The organism is Pseudomonas sp. AL 58 (genome assembly GCF_036348395.1).
Taxonomy (GTDB): domain Bacteria; phylum Pseudomonadota; class Gammaproteobacteria; order Pseudomonadales; family Pseudomonadaceae; genus Aquipseudomonas; species Aquipseudomonas defluvii.
On sequence record NZ_JAZBQR010000005.1, the window covers coordinates 58,866 to 79,500 of the forward strand.

Annotated in this window: 17 protein-coding genes and 2 pseudogenes; 3 read left to right on the plus strand and 16 right to left on the minus strand. The window is 56.5% G+C overall.

Translation table 11 applies throughout. The features are described from left to right. Positions 1-186 precede the first annotated feature (186 nt). The 8 genes from UIA24_RS07900 to UIA24_RS07935 all read right to left on the minus strand — a co-directional run bounded on the left by UIA24_RS07900 (position 187) and on the right by UIA24_RS07935 (position 10,301). The gene (locus tag UIA24_RS07900; RefSeq protein WP_330522568.1) at positions 187-1,707 is read right to left on the minus strand and encodes an MFS transporter; all 1,521 of its coding nucleotides are present in this window, start codon (positions 1,705-1,707) and stop codon (positions 187-189) included. A gap of 11 nt (positions 1,708-1,718) precedes the next feature. Next, complete coding sequence (locus UIA24_RS07905; protein ID WP_330522569.1) at positions 1,719-2,909, minus strand: HlyD family secretion protein; 1,191 nt, start codon at positions 2,907-2,909, stop codon at positions 1,719-1,721. After that, positions 2,906-4,414, minus strand: a complete 1,509-nt coding sequence (locus tag UIA24_RS07910; RefSeq protein ID WP_330522570.1) for an efflux transporter outer membrane subunit — start codon at positions 4,412-4,414, stop codon at positions 2,906-2,908. Before UIA24_RS07910 ends, UIA24_RS07905 begins: the two co-directional genes overlap by 4 nt. Positions 4,415-4,541: 127 nt before the next feature. Continuing rightward, positions 4,542-5,270, minus strand: coding sequence for a TetR/AcrR family transcriptional regulator (locus UIA24_RS07915; RefSeq protein WP_330522571.1), 729 nt, complete (start codon positions 5,268-5,270; stop codon positions 4,542-4,544). A 1,870-nt stretch (positions 5,271-7,140) separates the two neighbouring features. Further along, entirely contained in the window at positions 7,141-8,349 is a 1,209-nt protein-coding gene (locus UIA24_RS07920; RefSeq protein ID WP_330522572.1) for a pyridoxal phosphate-dependent aminotransferase, read from the minus strand. Further along, positions 8,346-8,975, minus strand: coding sequence for an RraA family protein (locus tag UIA24_RS07925; protein ID WP_330522573.1), 630 nt, complete (start codon positions 8,973-8,975; stop codon positions 8,346-8,348). The genes UIA24_RS07920 and UIA24_RS07925 overlap by 4 nt, the downstream gene beginning before the upstream one ends. Next, a complete protein-coding gene (locus tag UIA24_RS07930) occupies positions 8,972-9,637 on the minus strand; it encodes an RraA family protein (RefSeq protein WP_330522574.1) in 666 nt (221 codons plus the stop codon). The genes UIA24_RS07925 and UIA24_RS07930 overlap by 4 nt, the downstream gene beginning before the upstream one ends. A 1-nt stretch (position 9,638) precedes the next feature. Next, positions 9,639-10,301, minus strand: a complete 663-nt coding sequence (locus UIA24_RS07935; RefSeq protein WP_330522575.1) for an RraA family protein — start codon at positions 10,299-10,301, stop codon at positions 9,639-9,641. A 107-nt stretch (positions 10,302-10,408) separates the two neighbouring features. Here UIA24_RS07935 and UIA24_RS07940 point away from each other — a divergent pair, with 107 nt between their 5' ends. From UIA24_RS07940 to UIA24_RS07950, 3 genes are all read left to right on the plus strand, one after another. Continuing rightward, positions 10,409-11,308 (plus strand): LysR substrate-binding domain-containing protein, encoded by a 900-nt coding sequence (locus UIA24_RS07940; protein ID WP_330522576.1) that lies wholly within the window; start codon positions 10,409-10,411, stop codon positions 11,306-11,308. 90 nt (positions 11,309-11,398) lie between these two features. Continuing rightward, complete coding sequence (locus tag UIA24_RS07945; protein WP_330522577.1) at positions 11,399-12,208, plus strand: alpha/beta fold hydrolase; 810 nt, start codon at positions 11,399-11,401, stop codon at positions 12,206-12,208. Positions 12,209-12,291: 83 nt separating this feature from the next. Further along, positions 12,292-13,728, plus strand: a complete 1,437-nt coding sequence (locus UIA24_RS07950) for an alanine/glycine:cation symporter family protein (protein ID WP_330522578.1) — start codon at positions 12,292-12,294, stop codon at positions 13,726-13,728. 533 nt (positions 13,729-14,261) lie between these two features. Here the strand turns inward: UIA24_RS07950 and UIA24_RS23265 are convergent. The 8 genes and pseudogenes from UIA24_RS23265 to UIA24_RS07985 all read right to left on the minus strand — a co-directional run bounded on the left by UIA24_RS23265 (position 14,262) and on the right by UIA24_RS07985 (position 20,603). After that, on the minus strand, positions 14,262-15,086 hold the full coding sequence (locus tag UIA24_RS23265) for a methyl-accepting chemotaxis protein (RefSeq protein ID WP_442963008.1): 825 nt from the start codon (positions 15,084-15,086) through the stop codon (positions 14,262-14,264). 30 nt (positions 15,087-15,116) lie between these two features. Next, positions 15,117-16,205, minus strand: a pseudogene (locus UIA24_RS23270) (cache domain-containing protein); the annotation flags it as partial. A 64-nt stretch (positions 16,206-16,269) separates the two neighbouring features. Continuing rightward, positions 16,270-16,467, minus strand: a pseudogene (locus UIA24_RS07960) (GABA permease); the annotation flags it as partial. Positions 16,468-16,530: 63 nt separating this feature from the next. After that, positions 16,531-16,878: a RidA family protein gene (locus UIA24_RS07965; protein WP_330522580.1), complete on the minus strand. Its 348-nt coding sequence runs from the start codon at positions 16,876-16,878 to the stop codon at positions 16,531-16,533. Positions 16,879-16,920: 42 nt separating this feature from the next. Further along, entirely contained in the window at positions 16,921-17,637 is a 717-nt protein-coding gene (locus UIA24_RS07970; RefSeq protein WP_330522581.1) for an ABC transporter ATP-binding protein, read from the minus strand. Then, positions 17,634-18,407, minus strand: a complete 774-nt coding sequence (locus UIA24_RS07975) for an ABC transporter ATP-binding protein (protein WP_330522582.1) — start codon at positions 18,405-18,407, stop codon at positions 17,634-17,636. Before UIA24_RS07975 ends, UIA24_RS07970 begins: the two co-directional genes overlap by 4 nt. Continuing rightward, positions 18,404-19,651 (minus strand): ABC transporter permease subunit, encoded by a 1,248-nt coding sequence (locus tag UIA24_RS07980; RefSeq protein WP_330522583.1) that lies wholly within the window; start codon positions 19,649-19,651, stop codon positions 18,404-18,406. Before UIA24_RS07980 ends, UIA24_RS07975 begins: the two co-directional genes overlap by 4 nt. A gap of 13 nt (positions 19,652-19,664) precedes the next feature. Next, entirely contained in the window at positions 19,665-20,603 is a 939-nt protein-coding gene (locus UIA24_RS07985; protein ID WP_330522584.1) for a branched-chain amino acid ABC transporter permease, read from the minus strand. Positions 20,604-20,635: the final 32 nt, after the last annotated feature.

Genomic DNA, 20,635 nt, shown 5'->3' on the forward strand with positions numbered 1-20,635 from the left:
CGCTGCTTTGGTTTTTGGGTCGTCCGTATCGTTCGGGTACGGACGGCTCTTTTTTCTAGCACGGCTTTCCCACGGCTGCGGCTATCGGATGGCGAACTGCGCCGCCCGGTTGACCCAGCGGCGATCTATGCCGGCTTCTTTCACCGGGATACCGGCGTAACGCATTGACGATTTCGTGATGGCAAATCACCTGAAGGTTCTTTGAACCGCCGATACCCCCAGTGCCATGACCGCGACAACGATTACAAACCAGAAGTATTCCATGCTGGCAATCAGGGTTGATTGCTGGTGGAGGTTCTGTGTCAGCATCGACAGTGAGATCTGGTTCGCCGCCGCCGTGCCGACCTGAGGTGTCAGGGCCTGCGCAAGGTGCTGCGACTGTTCAAGATACACAGGGTCCCCGGGGCTGAAGTGTCCATTCAAATTGTTGTACTGGAGTGTCGTGCGCCACTGCAGGAACAAGGTAGCCACTGCTGTACCCATGGCCATGGCAATCTGACCTAGCATGCTTTTGATTTGGTAGGCGTGGGCGAACAGTGTGTCGTGATGGGTTACATCGCGGAAGGTCTGCATGGCCGCAGTTGCCAGTACCAGCATCACGAAGCAGCCATTCAAGAACAGCGCAGGCAAGATGTTCGACCACATGTTGGCGTCCGTTGTGATGGATGACATTAGCCAGCCAAACCCTGTCAGCGCGCCGAAGCCTGCAAGGAAGAATTTCTTCGGGGCCGGGAATTTCGGAATGAGCACGGCCATGATCAGCCACGTCACCAGTGCACCGCCGAGCCCAAACGCCTGGAAAGTCCCGATGGTATCCCAAGAGTATCCAAGGCCTGTCTGCAGAAAGTACGGCAGCATGTAGTTATTTGCGCCCAGTACCACATAGGTGAAGCAGAAGAGTGCGACACCGAGTAGGTAGCGTGGTTGCATGAGGTCCCTGACCTTGAGGAACGGAGCGTCTTTGCGGTGTTCGGCGTGGAAGAAGATGTACAGCCCCAGCGCTGCTAACAGTGAGAATGTAACGAGAATGAATGTCTCGTTATAGAAGTCGTAGTAGGAGCGTTGCAACACGTACAAGAGAAAGAAGCTGCTCACGGACAACAGCAGAATGTTCGCAGGCGTCGAGGGTGTTCGATCGTCAATCGGAGCGGGCGCACGGGGTAGGAATCGCATACCCAGCAAGCCAGCGGCCAGGGCCCCGGTAATCAGAACCCAGAAAATCGCATGCCAGGTATCCTCAATAACCACCATGGACGAAATGAAAGGTGCGGAAGCGGTGCCGACGGCCAACCCGGTGGCGAACACTTTTACACCGATAAAACGGCCTGGTCCTGGGGGCAGGAAATTGACCATCAGGCGGGCCGACGTCATGAAAGATGCGCCGCCCAGTGCCATTATCACTCTGCCTGCGGTAAAGGTCGTCAAGTCGTCGCTGACTCCACAGACCAGCGCGCCAACTACGAAGATGCTGATAGAACCCAGCATGAAGTTACGCCACCCGAGCCTCTCCACCAGCCAGCGCTGCTTGGAGATCACCACAACGGCAATGCAGGCATAAAGCGCCGCGACAAGTGTGAATTCTTCAGGGCTGGCGTCGATCTCACCGCGAATCGGCGCCGAGGCGAAGGCAATCATTCCGGCCTGCAGATACTCCAGTGCGCAAAGCAATCCGACCGTTACAAGTAGGGCAGCATTTTTCCGGTACATGATGCCCCTCGTTACAGCTTGACACTTTGGTTGTCACGCCCACGATCCTCGTTGGCGCTGATCACCTGCTCAACAACCTGATTGGCATCCTTGAGCTCGTTGTCGAAAATGGAAGTGCTGTAGGCCGGACGGGTAGGGCTGGCCGTGTTCAACACAGCACCGTTTTGATCGTGTGTATCTACCGAGACCCGCATGGACAGGCCGAGACGCAATGGGTGCCGTTGCACTTCTTGGGCATCCAGGGCGATGCGCACAGGTACGCGCTGGGTCACTTTGATCCAGTTGCCTGTTGCGTTCTGCGCGGGCATCAGGGAGAACGCGCTACCTGTGCCGGCATCCAAGCCTACGATGGTGCCGTGGAAGACGATGTCACGGCTGTAAGCATCGGCGCGAAGTTCGACCGGTTGGCCAATACGTAAGTCTTCGATCTGGGACTCTTTGAAGTTGGCGTTGACCCAGACCTGATCGACCGGCACCACCGACATCAACGCCACGCCGGGATTGATTCGCTGACCGACTTGAACAGTGCGTTTGGTGATCAGCCCGCTCACTGGCGAGCTGATTTGCGTACGGTGCAACGCGATGTATGCATCCCGCAAATTGCTTGCGGCCACCAAGACGTCTGGGTGCGTGCGCAGCGTAGTGTTATCGACCATCGCCAGACGAACCGCCAGCGCGTGCTGGGTTCCCTCAAGGCCCGCAACTGCGTTTTTCAGCACCTCTTGAGTATGGCTGATCTCTTCCCGCGACACGGCGCCGCTGGACGCGAGCTGATTACGTCGACGCACATCGTCCTGGGCCTTGCGCACGTCGTTCTTGCGCTGGCTGACCTCGGCTTCCAGTTGCTGAACCTGGTAATACTGGGTTCGTGCTTGGCGCACCGCCCTCGCCAGGTTGGACTTGGCACGCTCGAACTGAATTTCGGCATCTACTGCGTTGAGAGTCACCAGCGGGCTATGAGCAGCAACATAATCGGTGTTGTCACCACTGATGACCGTTACCGTACCACTGACTTGGGACGTAACCTGGACGATATTGCCCTCAACGTAGGCATCATCGGTAGACTCTGCGCCCATACGGGTCGCGTACCAGCCTCCAAGGACCATGACCAGTAGCACGATGGCCAGGGCCAACAGCAACTGTGGGGAGCGGAAGGGTCTGGCTTGCTCTGGGGAGGAGGGTGTCGGTGTTTTGCTGGTCATGATTTTTGGGCTGCTGTGGAAGTTACGTCGGCATCAGGTTGAATTTGAGGGCGATATCCGCCCCCCAGCGCTCGGCTGAGGTTCGCCTGCAAGGAAAGTGCACGAGACTGCAAAGTGACGAGTTGTCGTTTCTCGGACAACGTAGCGTTTTGTGTGGCGAGTACCTGCAGGTAAGTTGCCAGGCCAGCCGCATAGCGACTGTTGACCAGATCTGAGGCCGCCTGGGCCGTAGCGACAGCCTCGTTTTGTTGGGCCAAGCGTTCTTTGAGCCAACGCAGGGATGCAATCTGGTCGGCAATGTCTCGCAACGCATCGATGACTGTCTGGTTGTAGTTCTCTACTGCTAGGTCGTAGGCTGCATTCTGCGCATCAAGGTTGCCACGCAGGCGACCCCCTTCGAAGATTGGCAAGCTGATGGCCGGGGATACACCGAGGATGCGACTGCTGTGGTCGTTGAAGGTGTCGAATGCAAGGCTCTGCATGCCAATGAAAGAAGTGAGGTTCACGTTGGGGTAGAACCGCGCCTTGGCGACTTCGATCTCGTGCCCTGATGCCTCTACTCGCCAGCGCTGGGCTACGACATCCGGGCGGTGACCGATAAGTTCGGCGGGAAGATCCGTTGGCAGGGTCACAGTACTGCTTGCCCGCATATGTGGCCGTGTGATTGTTCGGCCACGGTCAGGTCCTTTACCCAAGAGCGAAGCCAATTTGTTCTGGTTGAGCTCGATCACTTCCTTCAGCGCAGCGATGTTGGCCCGGCTGGCAGGAAGAGCTGCTTGAGATTGCTTAATGTCTATCTGCGTACCCAATTCGGCGGCAAATCGCTGCAGAGTCAGCTTCTCAATCTGCTCCTGCTGATCCAGCAGTGCTTGGGCCAGGTCCAGTTGCTCGTAGTTGTCCTGCAAGGCTATGTATGTCTGTACCACCGAAGTCGAGAGCATGAGTGCTGCCGCATGCTCGTCTACCTCCAGGGCATGACGGCGCCCGACCGCAGCGTTCACTGCCTCGCGGTTCTTTCCCCAGAAGTCCAGTTCGTAGCCTAGGTTGAACGTACCCAGATGGACGTTCTGCCAAGTTCCTTTTGCCGGCGCAGGCGTTGTGCCGTTGGAGCTGAAGTGCTCGCGGGTAACACTCATGCCAACCTCTGCATGAGGCAACAGCGATGCCCCCTCTATGTCTTCCAGAGCATTGGCCTGATGCACGCGCGCGGCCGCGGCACGCAGCGTCGGGCTACCGGACAGCGCCTCTACGACCAACACATTGAGTTGAGCGTCGTTGTAACTGGTCCACCAGGTTTCACTGGGCCACGCAGCAGGTGACAGCTTGATGTCGCTATCGGCCAGGGTCTGCTCCATACCCTGCGGCGTATTCATATGGGCGCTGGTTGTCAGGTCACTGAATGCGCAGCCGGTGAGGGCGCCTAGCAGCACGGCGATAGAGGTGTACGCGCTATGGCGTAACGTAGATGGAACCCTTCTAAAAGCCCGGTGTTTTCTGGTGTTCATGAACGGGATTCTCTGACGCAAAAAATGCCTACGCACGGTTGGCGCGAGTGGAGGATGGGCAACCTATAAAAACTATCAGTGTCGTTATGGGCGTTAGAAAACATCGGCATTTATTCCCTGTAAGGCATCAGCCGATGCGAAGGCCTCGTACAACAAGCGCAACCGAACGATCGATGTCTTCCAGGTTGTCCAGATTTGCGGTGACCAAGTGCAACCAGGATGTCCCGGTCAGCATTGCTACGGCAGCATCAATGGCCGGCCCTTCGACGATTTCACCTCTGCTCACAGCTCTGGCAAAAATTTTCCGCAGTGTTCGCTCGCGGCGGGGAAGAAAGGCTGTACGAAACTCCTCGATGGCTTCGATGTCGAGTTGAATTTCGATAAACACACTGCGCAGCGTCTCGCCAGCACTGGATGAGCGCCACCACACCCACAAGGATCGCAAGTGCTCGATCAGGTCTTGCTCGAGGTTTCCGGTATCGGGGGATGTAACGAACGTCACAGCTGCACGCTCATACACATCGCGCAGTAATGCGCCTTTACTGCGCCACCATCTATAGATGGTGGGTTTGCTGGAGCCTGCACGCTCTACCAATGCGTCCATGGTGAACGCTTTGTACCCATTTTCCTTGAGGATGGCAGTTGCCGCATCAAGAATCGCTTCGGTGCTTTGAGGGCTGCGCACAGCCCCGATGGATGAGCGGCTTCGTGGCTTGGCGCTTTTGATCGGCTTGGCTGTATCGGTCATGGAATCTGGCATCAAGAGATTGGAGGTAAGCGTCAGGCACAATAGAAACTGTGAGTGTTTATAGCGCAGTATTTTTTGAGGGTCAATGTGGGGGCCGTCATGACTCATTGAATTACACAGGCTTCCGTCGTTTTTTGAGGCAGCGCCATGGAGAACATGCGCACGTTCTTGTGCGTGGCGCAGACAAGGGCAGGGCTTTGAATTTCCTTCGGTCGAAGCGTCCGAGTTTGGAAAATTACCGTCCAGGGATTACGAAACGCAGACAAATAAGGCGTCGCAGCCCAGAAACTCTATTTAACATAATATACATTATGGGCACCTTGGTGTGGATGCGTTGTGACTCTGCGTGTGGAGTTGCCGACCTCAGCTAAAAATACGAAACCACAGCCAAATATGCGAAAGCCCCAGAAATCAGGCCCTTCAGTGATTTGTCTTGAGCTACAGATCAAGCCGCTGTTTCAGACAAATCTGCGAATACGCTTCAGTCCTCGGAAGTAATTTTTAGGACGTTTTCGGAACTAATTCCTTGACGGCAGCGTTTTTCCTCCGAGTCCACAAATTACTTCCTGTCACCGCTGCGTTCGACGTCCGACGTTTGCCGTGCGCTAGCCTGGACGATGTTGACCCGCAGCAGTCACAGGAGACCGGTCAGCATCCAAGAAGTCGTTCCTACCACTTTACGGGTGGTGGGATCCAATGAACAATAGATTTGATGCTTGTCAGGCCCACTAGCCGACGTCAGGTCGTGGCGTTTTCACATGGGCTGCGTCCAACAGTGAAATGTCGGTTTCGAGGCTTATTTCTGGGCGTTGTAAATCACTTTTTTACGTGGTAGTCACTGTGGTTAACACGTAAAAAGTGGTTTACAGGGTGCGGTTTTACGTTGATTTTGCCCCAAGGGCACTTACTCTCATGCAGGCTGCAATTTTAACGGTGTGCTAAAAAATGCTAACGTGGGCCAGGGTATTAGCCCTCACGCCTCCTGCAGATCTTAGATGTCTGTACTGCGCACCAAGGGGTTAGTTTTGTGGTCCATTTTAAAAACTACCGATTGTTCAAAGCCCCATACTACCCTGCTCCAGCCAGGATTTCCCTTGATGAGATTCTAACTCGACTAAATAGTCATTTAGTTGAGTAAAAATGATCGCTCCACATGCTTCATGTTGCCGTGCGGTAGGCCGAAATGATCAGGTGCAGCTGCCTATTGCGCGCCCTGCCCGTTTTTAGCGATTCGTTTACACTTTAAACGTGATCACTTCAATGTTGAACTGAAGATGAAAAATTGAGAGGTAGGGTTGGATAAAGCTAGCTGGAAGTAAAGCTTCGAAGAAGCTTGATTATATCAGCATGCCCTTGGTGGAATTTTAAGAGGATCTAGTCGGTACTGGCGGGCGGCGCTGCGAGGGTCGCACCTCTATTTAAGGCGTTGAAGAGAGCCACCGAGGGCTCGTAGCGGAGAGTTTGGTTGAAGTTGTCAGCAAGGCCGATAGGTACTTGGAGGCGAGCGTTCGAGAGAACACGTCGAAGAGTTATGCGGCTGCCCTCGCCCACTTCGAGGTTACTTGGGGCGGCTTTCTGCCCACCACCACCGAGTCAGTCGTGCGGTACATCGCTGAGTACGCTGACCCGCAGGCGCTCAGCACGCTTAAACAACGCCTGGCTGCGCTCGCCAACTGGCATCAAAGCAACAGGAAGGTTTAGTGTATGCACGCAACGCTATCTGCCTGCTGTATCTCACGAGAGCTGCACTCCTGAGTGTCAGCAAAATCTCAGTAACTAGCAGTGTGTTCTCAGCATACGACTTTCGACATAGCCCGCTCGCCCGTCCTGGATAGTCTTCGAGATCGCCAATCGGCCTGGCCGCGCGAGGTCGCCGGTCAAAGCTGATATGAAGGCTGCACCACCTGTATCGCACGTATGCAATTGAGGAGGTACAGCCTTTCGCTGCTCTACTTCAGCGTGGCTATCTAGTATCTAGCTATCGCGCGTCCTCGCAGAAGCGGTGGATAGCCTGACACGCCGCACGCAGCGAATCGTCATCGAGCGCGTAAGCAATGCGGAGGTAGCCAGAAAGACCAAAAGCACTGCCCTGAACGACTGCAACGTTGGCCTCCTCTAGCAACGCCAGGGCTACCGCCTCATCATTGACCAACTCACAACCGGCGGGAGAACGCTTGCCGATCAGCCCAGAACAGTCGGCGAAAGCGTAGAAAGCCCCTCCTGGAACTTCGCAACTAATGCCCGGCGCCTGGTTGATCAGCTCGACCATAAAGTCGCGACGCCGCTGGAACACTTCGCGGCTATGAGCGATAAAGTCTTTCGGACCGTCGAGGGCAGCCATTGCAGCGTGCTGCGATATGGAACAGGCGCCTGAGGTCTGCTGCCCCTGAAGCTTCTCCATCGCCTCGAGCAGCCAGCGAGGACCGGTAGCAAACCCGATTCGCCAACCCGTCATGGCATAGGCCTTCGACACGCCGTTCATGGTCAACGTCCGTGCAGCCAGCCGTGGTTCAACCTGGGCAAGCGTGAGGAAGTTACGGCCGTCGAATATCAGGTGCTCATAGATGTCGTCAGCCAGAATCAGAACCTGCGGATGGGCTAACAACACCTCAGCCAGAGCTTGCAATTCGTCGCGATCGTACACGGCGCCCGTGGGGTTTGACGGCGAATTCAGGATCAGCCAGCGGGTGTTCGGGCCGATGGCTTCGGCCAGTGCTTGCGGGGTCAACTTGAAGCTCGACTCGGCGCCGCAGGCGATAATGCGCGACTCGCCACCACACAGCTCAACCATTTCTGGATAGCTGACCCAGTACGGCGCTGGGATCACAACTTCGTCGCCTTCGTTGAGGGTTGCGGCCAGGGCATTGAAGATGACTTGCTTGCCGCCACTGCAAACCAGCGTGTCCTGCCAGCTGACGTCGAGACCATTTTCACGCTGGTATTTGCGCGCGATGGCTTCTCGCAACGCACGAAGGCCAGCCACCTGGGTGTAACGAGTATGACCATTGTTGATTGCACTGATGGCTGCGGTACGGATGTGCTCTGGCGTATCGAAGTCAGGCTCACCCGCGCAAAGCGAAATGATCTTCGCCCCTTCTGCGCGTCGCGCAGCCACGCGGTCGATGATCTTGTAGGTTGCCGAAGGCTTGGCAGCCTCCAAGCGACGGTTCAGCGTTTCCAGGCTCACGCGTGTTCCTCCGGGTGAGTAAGGCCCATCAGGTCCATGGTGGTGTGACCCTCGCGCAGCTTGGCCATGAACAATGCCTCTTTGTCCGCACGTTTCTGGCCTTCGCGTAGCGTGAGTTCGACTGCATCCGCCGGGATGATGATCACACCGTCCTCGTCCGCGACGACCAGATCGCCGGCGCTTACTTGTGCACCGCTGAAGTCGAACGGTTTGCCTACTGAAGGCGTGGTCGCCTTGACGGTACCTTTGACCGAGATACCCCGCGCGAACACCGGGAAGCCATGCGCTTCAAGCGCGGCGATGTCGCGTACGCCGCCATTGATTACCAAACCGATAATGCCTGCGGCTTCCGCCGCCACAGTGAGCACTTCACCCCAGTAGCCAGCAATGAAGTCGGCGCAATCACAGACCAGGACGCTACCGCGCGGCGCTTTGGCCACGGCCAAGTGCAAGCCCAGGTTGTCACCAGGCGAACACTGCAGCGGGTAAGCAGGCGCGGCAATGAATGCGCCCTTCCAGACAGCGCGAATCTCGCGGTCGACCGCACACGGCAGCCCAGAGGCCTCGTAGAGGGTGGAGCTGCCGAGGACCTTTGCAATATTCTGATAATCGTGTGGAAGGCTCATGGTTGTTTACTCTGCAGGGAGTGGTAACCGAGGGCGGCACGAGCTTCTTTGAGGCTTTTGCCAGTGGCGATCTGTTCGCGGATCTGCGCTTCGACGTGTTCGATACGACGTGCCGTTTCGGCGACCTCCTGCGCACGATTGCGCGGGACGATGACGACACCATTGGCGTCAGCGACGACGATATCGCGGGCGCAAACTCGAGCTTGGCCAACCGACACCGGCTGGTTTACGGCCACGACTTCCACGCGATCCTTGCCGGTACGCATGAAACGGCCTTTGCTGAACAGCGGGTAGCCTTCGCCCAGCGCCTTGTTCACATCGCGGCAGACACCGTCAATGACCGTGCCGGCAATACCCCGAGCCAGTGCGTACTGGGTCATGATGTCGCCCCACACCGTGCAATCGGTACGGCCCTCATTGGCGATGACCACCACGTCGCCTGGTGCTACTTCATCAATGAAGTCACCGACTGTGCCGGGCGGTGTACTTGCACTGACGTACTGAACAGTGAAGGCAGGGCCGACCACGACCTGGCTGTAGTTTGCCAATGGCGCGATACCGAAGGCCTGGCCTGGAAGGCCCAGCTTGTCCATCGCGTCGGATACACCCGGGGTATCCAAACCTTCGAACAAGGCAATCAGGTCTTTATCAGAAAGGCTCATATCAGTGCTCCACCTTGATGGCTTCGAATTGCGTGTCGTGCATCACTTCTTCGACCGAGCGACCGGCGCGGACGGCGTCGACCATGCCGGCTTGGCGCCGGTCAATACGCTCGGCCAGATCAAGCACCTTCTCGATGGCATTGGCCGGGACGAAAACGGTGCCGCATTCATCGGCGATCACGTAGTCGCCTTCATCAACCTCAACGCCAACCATGCGAACTTTGACGGCCGCGTCGACCTGGATGAGCCTGTTGCGCGCGCTGATCATGGTCACGCCGCGACCGAAGACCGGGTAAGCGATATCGGCGCTGCCGCGGATGTCGCGGCTGAAGCCATCAATGATCGAACCACGGATGCCCTTGCGTTGGGCTGCGTTGGCCAGGATGTCGCCCCAGCTGGAGATACCGTCGACGCCACCTGCGATCACCAGCACGCGGTCATCGGTGGTGACTTGCTCTACTACCGGGGTAATAAGGTGAACCGTGGGCGCCACGTCTTGCTTGGGCCCCAGTTGCACAGTGCTGGCTCGGCCGACAATTTTGGGGCAGTTCCAGAGCGGCATCAGGCCGTTAGTGGCTCCAGGCAGTTCGAGGAAGTCCAGCGCGTCCGACACTGTGTTGGTGTCGAGCACGGCCAGGCGTTCAAGCGGGGCTTTCAAGCTCATCGGTTGCAGGCCTCTTGTTGGTGAGACTTGAGTATCTGCGCCGAAATTTGATACGTATATTACGAAGAAGCTAAGCTTGTTATATCCAAAACCTATGGAAAAGCGCCGTGATCAACTTTCGCTTGATACGCCACCTCTGGCTGTTCCTGGCTGTGGCAGAAGACCAAAACTTCAGCCGCGCGGCCAAGCGGCTGGGCATGTCGCAACCGCCGTTGACCGAGCAAATCCAAGCGCTCGAACAATCCCTTCGGGTTCAACTGTTCACCCGGTCTCGCCGCGGTGCACAGTTGACTGCCGCCGGCGCCGCGATTCTCCCCGCGGTCCGAAAATTCGCAGATCAACTGGAGCGACTAGAGTTGGCGGTTCACGAAGCCGTCGCAGGCCATGCCGGCGTGGTGACTATCGGAGCGATTACGTCGGCCATGATCGACGTACTTCCCCCATTGATCGAGCGTTTCAAGCAGAACCATCCGTTGATCACGGTATCGGTTCGAGAGATAGATAGCGCGGAAGCCATACCCGCATTGGAGGCAGGTGATATTGACATTGCATTCGCACGCCTGGAAGGGAATCTCGGCAGGCATCTTCAATCCTTGCCGTTGTCCGAAGATAGGCTGGCTGTCGCGTTACCCAAAGACCATCCCTTGGCTGCCAGGGAGTCAATCTCTCTACAAGCCCTGGCGGACGAAACCTTGGTCATGGCTTCACGGGATGTGAGTCCTGTGTACTTCGACTACCTGGTTGGGCAGTGCAAAGCCAGCGGCTTCGCACCGCGCATCGTCCACCAGGTGCGGTCCGTTTCGTCACAAGTCGCCTTTGTCAGTTGCGGTCAGGGCATCGCATTGGTACCGACGTCTATGGGTAAACTCGCGCCGGAGAACGTGCTCATCCGCCCCCTCAATCCCGAAGTAAAAGTGGTGATCACGGCCATGGCCTGGCATAACGAGCACAAAAATCCATTGGTGGAGGCAATGATCGACCATGCAAGACAAGATTTGCTGTCATAGGCCAAGCGTATGACAGGGTTCGTGGCTTCGTATTTTACAAATCATTTGGCGAGTTCAACATTGGGGACTCTGTTATAGGAGTTTGTATCCGTGTCCCATGCAGCTCGCTTCACCTATGAAAAAGTCCCACTGAACATCGATGGTGTACAGCTCGATCTGGCGGTGATACACCGCACCGGGCCAAAAAAGCCCATCCTGTTCCTCCATGGTTTCGGTTCCACCAAAGAGGATTACGCCGATATCACGCTGCAGGCGTCTTTCGAAGGACACCCCTTCATTGCCTATGATGCGCCAGGCTGCGGTGAAACGGAGTGCGCCGACCTCTCGCGCATCAACATCGCTTTTCTGGTAAAAACCGCGCAAGCCGTGCTTAAGCATTTCGGAATCGACAAGTTCCATCTAGTAGGTCATTCCATGGGTGGACTGACCGGCTTGGTGTTGGCTCACGAGGAGCCTGATCGCATTCAAAGTTTCGTTGATATCGAAGGCAACATTGCACCTGAGGATTGCTTCCTCAGTCGACAGATCCATGATCATAACCGTGATGACGACGCGGGCTTCTTCCGTGACTTTATCGATCGCACTCGGTTGGCTTCGGATCCTGCAAGTGCACTATATGCGGCCAGCCTCGCGCATAAAGTGCGGACCGGCGCAGTGCGTGGCATTTTCGAATCGATGGTGGATTTGTCCGACAACGCTAAGTTGATGGACAAGTTCCTCGCACTACCATTCCCGCGCCAATACATGTATGGGGTAACCAACTCACACCTGTCCTACCTCGACCATATCGCTGCACAAGGCGTGGAACTGGCGTGCATCCCTGATTGCGGTCATTTCCCGATGTATTCGAATCCCGCCCTGATGTGGAAGCACATCAAGGCTTTGCAAGACCGTGCCTGAGCGGATCATATCTTTACCACGCGGCTGAGTCGGCCGCGTGAAGCTCGCACTACCCCCAGTAAAAATAACAATGAGGTTGCGCCATGCTCGAAGCCATCAATGGTTTTCTTTCGGGAAAGCTGCTCATCGTCCTGGTCGTCGGACTAGGCACTTATTTCACCATCAAGACACGCTTTGTGCAGCTTCGGTATTTCCTGCACATGTTTAAAGTTTTCAAAGACAGCCTCACCAGCAGCTCAGCGCAAATTAGCTCGTTTCAAGCGCTCATGTTAAGCCTCGCGGGTCGGGTAGGTGCAGGCAACATTGCCGGTGTTGGGGTTGCTGTAACAATGGGTGGTCCGGGTGCTGTCTTCTGGATGTGGGTCACAGCTCTGGTTGGAATGGCGACCACGCTGATGGAATGTAGCTTGGCTCAGTTGTACAAGCGTAAAGATGCCAGCGGCCAATTCTACGGCGGGCCGTCCTTCTACATTGAATACGGGCTGAACAAGCGGTGGCTCGGCGTACTGATGGCAATTTTGCTCATCGTCACTTTTGGCTTTTCATTCAACGGTCTGCAATCGCATGCTGTGACCCACTCCCTTCAAAATGCCTTCGGCATCGAGCCCACTCATTCGGGCATCGTCCTTGCCGTCGTGCTTGGGCTGGTATTCGTCGGCGGAATCAAGCGTATCGCGAAGGTGGCAGACCTGCTGGTACCGGTGAAAACGCTAGCCTACGTGGTGGTAACACTCTACGTGATTGTTTTGCAGTTCGATCACGTGCCAATGATGCTTCTGACCATCATCAAAAGCGCCTTCGGCTTGGACCAGGCTTTCGGTGGCCTCATTGGCAGCGCCATCGTGATGGGAGTCAAACGAGGCGTGTTCGCCAATGAAGCCGGCCTGGGCAGTGCTCCCAACGTGGCGGCTGTGGCCGAGGTTAGACACCCAATTTCTCAAGGTGTGGTGCAGGCGTTTAGCGTGTTCTTCGACACGTTTGTGATTTGTACCTGTACTGCTCTGCTGATCCTGCTGTCGGGCTTCTACACCGCCGGCTTTGCCGGTGACGGTCTGGTTCTGACCCAGAACTCACTAGCTGCGGTTGTGGGCGACTGGGGGCGCGTTTTCATTAGCGCTGCACTGGCTTTGTTCGTGTTTACCTCGATCCTCTACAACTACTACCTCGGCGAGAACAACCTGAAGTTTATCCTTGGTGAAAGCCGCAAGGTGCTCCTAGGCTACCGCGCAGTCGTGCTAGCACTCATCCTCTGGGGCTCGATGGAAGACCTATCAACTGTATTCGCATTTGCCGACATCACCATGACCCTTTCCGCCTTGGTCAACCTGATCGCCCTGACACTATTGTGCAAGGTTGGTCTCAGACTACTCGCGGATTACGACAAACAACGCAAAGCAGGAGTTGCCGAGCCAATCCTGTCCGTTAGTGCTTTTCAGGATGTGAATATCGACAAGGAAATCTGGGCTCAACAATTCCCAGCCCCTCTAGATAACCCAGCGGTTGTGGTTAGCCACCGCTAAATATGGCTGTCGCGATGGGGCCCGCTACGTGGCCCCATTGCCTGCATAATTTAGGAGGTTCAACATGAATGCGAACCCACTGCCTACGCCGCAGATCTGCTTTCCCGGAGGGAACTATCTGCATAGACGTAACAACTAAAAATTTCAACTTACCGGCTCATGAATAGCTCAAGCGCATCAAAACAAAGGTCCTGGAAGCAATCAAGGGCATTGAGGGCATCAACCTCGGCCTGAACCACATGATAATACTCTATAACCCACTTGTGATTTCTACGATCAGCTTGGCCAACCATCTGCCGAAACACTGGCATGCCACTTGAACGTCGAAGACAACTCCTATGTAGAGAAGTCAATAAAGTTAGGCTCAGGCTTTTTCCAGGAATAGATACACGGTGACCAGTAACAAACGAAAAATGCTCCGCATCTTTCGATACAGAGCACTCTTAATGGGGCGGACAAATTGCTAGATTTTCACGCGACCTGATCAAACATGTGATTGACGACGATTCGAAGCTAAATACATAACTGCACCATCAGGTCCTGAACCGCTGTACCAATCGATCAAGCTCTGCGGAGAGCCCAGCAAGACGATGAGAATCCCGGCGCGCTGCATCAGCAAGCTCAGCGACACTCTGTGCATCGCCATGGATTGCGCGAATGTGCCGGTTAATGTCTTCAGCTACTTGATGCTGTTCTTCCGCGGCCGTGGCGATCTGCGTGTTCATGTCGCGGATGACCTCCATCGACTCCCGAATAAGCCCGAAGCTATTACGTGCCAAACCGATTCGACTTACTGATTGTTGTGAAACCTCCAGGCTAGCATGCATCTTCTCTGCAACTTCTGCGGTGCGCAAACCCAGATTAGCCAATAAACCATCTATCTCAGCTGTCGAGTCAGCCGTACGCTTGGCTAAAGCGCGGACCTCGTCCGCGACAACAGCGAAACCGCGCCCTTGCTCGCCCGCACGGGCAGCCTCAATGGCTGCGTTGAGGGCCAGTAAGTTTGTTTGTTCCGCGATAGCGCGAATGGTGCTGAGGATCGACTGGATGTCATGGCTGTCGAGCTCCAGTTGCCTGATCGATTGGGCGGATTGATTAATCTCTTGGCTCAACAGATCTACGCTACGTACGGCATCGTCGATTTGCTGCTGTCCTTCCCGAGCCTGTTGCTGACCGCTATCTGCCGAGCGTGCGGCAAGGCTGCAGGAACGAGCGACCTCGCTAGCGGTGGCAACCATTTCATGGAATGCTGTAGACACCATATCCACAGCCTCACGCTGACGACTAGCTGCTTCAGCCATATCACCGGACACTTGGATCGAGCTGTGTGAGGTGCTCAGTATCTGTCCTGCTGCCATGCCGATATGCTGAATCACCTCCCGAATCGCGCCGAGAAACTGGTTAAACCAATTGGCTAACTGGGCGGTTTCATCTTGACCTCGGATTTCTAGGCTGCGGGTGAGGTCGCCCTCCCCTTGAGCGATGTCTTCAAGACCATTGCTGACGGTGTTAATCGGTCGCACGATCACTTTGGCGAAAGCCGCACCAACCAGAGCAAACATAGCAGTCAGCCCTAATACCACGGCACAGATCAACCAAGTCAGACTGGTGGAGCTCTGCATGACTTCATCCTCTCGTATCAGACCTATGAAGGTCCAACCAAGTCGGTCATCAGGATAGACGTTGGCCATGAAGTGTTCACCGTTGACTACGACGCGAACCAGCCCTCGACCTGCTTTGGACAACTCAGTGTACCCGGCTCCCAAGCTGGTCAACGGTTTGAAGTTATGGCCTGGCTCACGAGGGTCGACGAGTACATTGCCATTGTTCTCGACCAGCATCAGGTAGCCACTGTCGCCCAGCTTTATCTTGCTGACAATTTCAGTTAGCCCATTGAGCGTTACGTCAATGTTGACTACACCACCTGTCTTATCAAGCCGATTCTCTAATGTACGAACGGTACTGATTAACACCTGACCGTCCGCAGCACCAGGATAGGCATGAGTTCGTATGGTCTTGCCCGGATTAGCCATTGCTAGTTGATACCACGGACGCACCCGCGGGTCGTAGCTGACTAGTTTCTGTCCGGGGGGCCAAGCGAAGATCCCACCATCACTGGCCGCATAGGAGATGTAGGTATAGTCAGGATGCGACTTTCCCAAATTGTCGAAAAGCTTGTGAAGCTGCTGCTCGTGTTCGCTCAGCACTACAGCCGGAGCGACGGCCATATACTTGCTGAGCTCATGGCCTGTATCGATCAGAAGGTCATGAGTAGCAAGAAACTCAACGTTGTTCGAGATTCCGTTAAAGAAAATCGTCATGGATCTACTGATCTGTCTGATTTCCCGAGTACTGCCATCAATGAACACGTCGCGCGCCTCATCACGCAGATTAACAACGATCCATGAGGCGACGATGACAACTGGAATACAGGCGATGGCAGCAAATGCCAGCGTCAATTTTTGTTTTATATTCATCAGCGTTTCCCAGCCAGCGGAGATCAGACAACCCTGCTTACAGGCACAGAGTTGTGCTCTGCCGCATCCTCATCACCAGCAGCACCAGCAAACTGGTCATGGCATAGGAGATGAGGATCGCCGGCCCCGCAGGGGCGATAGCGTTGGAGGAACCGATGAGCAGGCCAGCACCAATGATTCCGGCGATGGAAATCATGGACACCTGGCGCGAGGTCAGGCCGTGTTGCAGGAAACGCTGTTTTTCTTGTTGGAGCGACGTCATCTGTAACCTTCAATCAACTTCGCCGGCGCACGGGCGACGGCGAGAGTAAGCAGTGAATGCCCTTCAAGCAGCGGCAGTGATAATGATTTCAACCAGCATGCCGGACTTGGCCATGCGCGCCTGCCCGGTAGAACGCGCCGGGGCATGTGCCTTCAACACCCAGGCGTCCCACACGCTGTTCACTTCTTCAAAATCGCGGAGGTCATCCAGCCAGAGGATGGCGCTGAGGATCTTGGTCTTGTCGGTGCCGGCCAACGCCAAAAGATGATCGACCTTCGCCAGTATTTCTCGGGTCTGCGCCCCTGCAGACTCTCCTGGCGTGCCCACCTGCCCGGTCAGGTACACCAAACCGTTATGTTTGACAGCATGGTGAACCCGCGTATCGAACTCGTAACGCTCAATCTCACTCACAGCACACACTCTCCCAATGAAATACAAAACGTAGGTGGCCCCTCACTCACCGAGGTAGGCTTTCTGCACCTGCTTGTCGTGCAGCAGGTCCTGGCAATTGCCCGTAAGGGCGATGCGCCCGGAATCAATGACGTAGGCCCGATCACAGGTCTGTAAGGCCAGGCGGGCGTTCTGCTCTACCAGCAGCAACGTCACGCCACCCTTCACTACCTCGCGGATGGTCTCGAAGATCTTTTGCACAATGATCGGCGCCAACCCCATGGACGGCTCGTCCAGCAGCAGCAACTTCGGCTTACCCATTAGCGCGCGGGAGATCGCTAGCATTTGCTGCTCGCCACCGGACATGGTGCCCGCCAACTGGAACGCACGCTCTTTCAGGCGCGGGAAAATGTCGTACATGCGCTCGATATCGGCACCGATGGCATGCTTACCATCACGCCGGGAAAAAGCCCCCATTTCCAGATTCTCGTGCACCGTCAGTTTGGGGAAGATGCCGCGCCCTTCTGGCACCAGTGCCAGGCCCTCGCGGATCAGGTTGTAGCCCTTGATCGCCGAATGCGCCTTTCCGTCAAAGGTGATTTCCCCGGCACTTGGGGTCAGCAAGCCGGCCAGAGTCTTCAGAGTCGTGGTCTTGCCCGCACCGTTGGCACCGATCAAGGCGACCATCTCGCCTACGCCCACGTTCAGGTCGATGCCCTTGATTGCCTGGATCGCACCGTAGGCAACCTTGAGGTCGTTCACTTCGAGAATGTTCTTCATGCCTCTACCTCCGCACCGAGGTACGCCTCGATGACCTTGGGGTCCTTTTGCACGTCGGCAGGCAGGCCGTCGGCGATCTTGCGGCCAAATTCGAGCACCGTGACGTGGTCGCACAGGCCCATGACCAGTTTTACGTCGTGTTCGATCAGCAGCACCGTCTTGCCATCCGCCTGCATCTTGCACATCAACTTGCGCAGGCCTTCGGTCTCCGAGGCGTTCATGCCGGCTGCCGGCTCGTCGAGGGCGATCAGCTTGGGTTCGGTCGCCAGGGCGCGGGCAATTTCCAGGCGGCGCTGATCGCCGTACGACAGGTTGCGTGCAAGCTCGCCACCCAGATGGCCAATGCCGACGTAATCAAGCCAATAGCGCGCAGCCTGGCGGATCTCCCGTTCTTCGCGGACACAGGCCGCCGTGCGCAGGATCGCGCCAAATACCCCGCTGCGGGTGCGCACATGACGGCCGATCATCACGTTCTCCAGGGCCGTCATGTTGTGGAACAGGCGGATATTCTGGAAGGTTCGTGATATGCCGGCTTCCACCACCTTGTCCGGTTTACTGATGCGCAGCGGTTTGCCGTCGAACACCACCCGCCCCTGCTCAGCCTGGTACAACCCCGTTAGCACATTGAATAGAGTGGTTTTGCCAGCGCCATTTGGGCCCAGCAGGCCGCGGATTTCACCCCGACGAATAGTGAGATCGATGCCATGGAGGGCCTGAAGACCACCGAAGAACTTACTGACCTGGTGAAGCTCAAGAAGAACGTTGTTCATACCTTGCCCCCCTCTTTAGCCGGGTGCTCAAAAGACGCTTGCGTGGCTGGAGCGTGAACCACGGTATTCAAGGCAGTTGCTGGGGTTTCAAGCTCTGGATCACCTTCTTGAAGTTCAGCTCGACGCCTATCCGACGGCCAGAGGCCCTCAGGGCGAAAGCGCATCACCAGAATCAGCGCGAAACCGAACACCAGCATGCGCAGGGTCGAGGCATCCAGCACGTTGCGCAGGATGTCGCGGCTGATGAAGGTGACGTTGTCCATCACCCAGGGCTGAATCCAGTTGACCAAGTCACGGAACAGTTCGGGCATCACCGACAAGATCAAGGCCCCCAGCACCACACCACGGATTGAACCCATGCCGCCGAGTACCACCATGGCCAGGACCATGATCGACTCCATCAAGGTGAACGACTCAGGACTAACGAAGCCCTGGTAGCTGGAGAACAGCACACCGGACACGCCACCGAAGGTCGCGCCCATGGCGAAGGCCAGCAACTTGAGGTTGCGCTTGTTCAGACCCATAGCCTCGGCTGCCACCTCGTCCTCGCGCAGGGCCATCCAGGCCCGCCCAATGCGCGACACCTCCAGGCGCTTGGACAGCACGATGCAGAGGATGACGATGAACAAGAAGAACAGGTAGTAGCTGATAACCGGCGACACGTTGAGGCCGAACAGGCTCCAGCTCTGCTGCAGCGACAGCACCGGTATGGCCCCCTCGCCCGCCGCGTGCGTCCATGGCCCGAAATCGACGTGCAGCGGGGCAATGTTGCTGATGCCCTGGGGACCGTTGGTGAGGTTCACCGGCTGGTCCAGGTTGTTCATGAAGATTCGGATGATTTCGCCGAAGCCGAGGGTGACGATTGCCAGGTAGTCGCCGCGTAGTTTCAGCACCGGTGCGCCGATCAGCACACCACAGAAGGCTGCGACTACCGCGGCCAGCGGGATGATCACCCACAACGGCCAGTCCATAACCCCACTGGCGAGGCTCGCCATGTTCAGGTGCGGCGAGGCCAGCAAGGCGTACAGGTAGGCACCGATGGCATAGAAGCCGATGTAGCCCATGTCGAGTAGACCGGCGTAACCGATGACTATGTTCAGGCCCAGCGCCAGCAGTACGTAGAGCATGGCGAAGCCGAGAATTCGCACCCAGGTCGGGCCGAGCACGGGAATGGCATCGACTAGGAACGGCAAGGCGATGAAGCCGAGGATAAGCAACAGGTATTGAGTCTTGAGATTTTTCATGGTTGCCAAGCCCTCACGCCCGGTCGGCCTGGCGTTCGCCAAGCAGGCCATTGGGCCGGAACAGAAGCACCAGGATCAGCACCGCGAAAGCAAAGATGTCCTGGTAGTTGGCGCCCAGGAAGCCGCCAGTGAGCTGCCCGGTGTAACCCGCCGCCAGCGACTCAATCAGCCCCAACAGCAAACCGCCGGCCATGGCCCCGAACAGGTTGCCGATACCGCCAAGCACTGCCGCCGAGAACGCCTTGAGACCCAGCAGCAGTCCCATGTAGGCGTCGGCCTGGCCGTAGTTGATGGCGCGCATAACCCCGGCGATCGCACCTAGGCTGGCACCGATCAGGAACGTCGCGGAAATCACCCGGTTGATGTTGATACCCATCAGTCCGGCCACCTCCTGGTTCTGCGCGGTAGCGCGCATGGCCTTGCCCAAGCGGGTCTTGTCGACCAGCAGCCAAAGGCCAAGCATGATCACCACTGCAATGACCATGATCGACACCTGCACGTTGGTCATGGTCGCGCCGAACACCTCGACGGGCTGAACCTCGAACACTTCCGGGAAGGTCTTGTAGCCGCGCCCCCAGATCATCATCGCCAGATTCTGCAGGGCGATGGAGATACCGATGGCGAGAATCAGCGGAGTGAGGCGCGGCGCCTTGCGTAGCGGCCGGTAGGCGTACTTCTCCATGCCCTGCGCCAGCAGCATGCACACCACAACCGCGGCCATGATCGCCAACAGTAGGGTGACGATGCCTGGGGCAAAACCGGCACCGGCAAGCATTGTGAGTACGGAGATGGTCACCATCGCGCCAACCATCACCACCTCGCCGTGGGCGAAGTTGATCAGGCCGATGATGCCGTAGACCATGGTATAGCCCAAGGCTACTAGGGCGTAGATGCTGCCCAACACCAGGCCGTTGAGGACCTGTTGCAACAAGATATCGAAGTTACCGTCCACGAGCTGAATCCTCGAAACTGCGTTGACGACAA

What these genes read in the sequence shown, in the direction of transcription:
- UIA24_RS07900 (WP_330522568.1), bottom strand. Translation starts at nt 1,707, where the DNA reads ATGTACCGGAAAAATGCTGCCCTACTTGTAACGGTCGGATTGCTTTGC.
- UIA24_RS07905 (WP_330522569.1), bottom strand. Translation starts at nt 2,909, where the DNA reads ATGACCAGCAAAACACCGACACCCTCCTCCCCAGAGCAAGCCAGACCC.
- UIA24_RS07910 (WP_330522570.1), bottom strand. Translation starts at nt 4,414, where the DNA reads ATGAACACCAGAAAACACCGGGCTTTTAGAAGGGTTCCATCTACGTTA.
- UIA24_RS07915 (WP_330522571.1), bottom strand. Translation starts at nt 5,270, where the DNA reads ATGAGTCATGACGGCCCCCACATTGACCCTCAAAAAATACTGCGCTAT.
- UIA24_RS07925 (WP_330522573.1), bottom strand. Translation starts at nt 8,975, where the DNA reads ATGAGCCTTCCACACGATTATCAGAATATTGCAAAGGTCCTCGGCAGC.
- UIA24_RS07930 (WP_330522574.1), bottom strand. Translation starts at nt 9,637, where the DNA reads ATGAGCCTTTCTGATAAAGACCTGATTGCCTTGTTCGAAGGTTTGGAT.
- UIA24_RS07935 (WP_330522575.1), bottom strand. Translation starts at nt 10,301, where the DNA reads ATGAGCTTGAAAGCCCCGCTTGAACGCCTGGCCGTGCTCGACACCAAC.
- UIA24_RS07950 (WP_330522578.1), top strand. Translation starts at nt 12,292, where the DNA reads ATGCTCGAAGCCATCAATGGTTTTCTTTCGGGAAAGCTGCTCATCGTC.
- UIA24_RS23265 (WP_442963008.1), bottom strand. Translation starts at nt 15,086, where the DNA reads ATGGCAGCAGGACAGATACTGAGCACCTCACACAGCTCGATCCAAGTG.
- UIA24_RS07970 (WP_330522581.1), bottom strand. Translation starts at nt 17,637, where the DNA reads ATGAAGAACATTCTCGAAGTGAACGACCTCAAGGTTGCCTACGGTGCG.
- UIA24_RS07975 (WP_330522582.1), bottom strand. Translation starts at nt 18,407, where the DNA reads ATGAACAACGTTCTTCTTGAGCTTCACCAGGTCAGTAAGTTCTTCGGT.
- UIA24_RS07980 (WP_330522583.1), bottom strand. Translation starts at nt 19,651, where the DNA reads ATGAAAAATCTCAAGACTCAATACCTGTTGCTTATCCTCGGCTTCATC.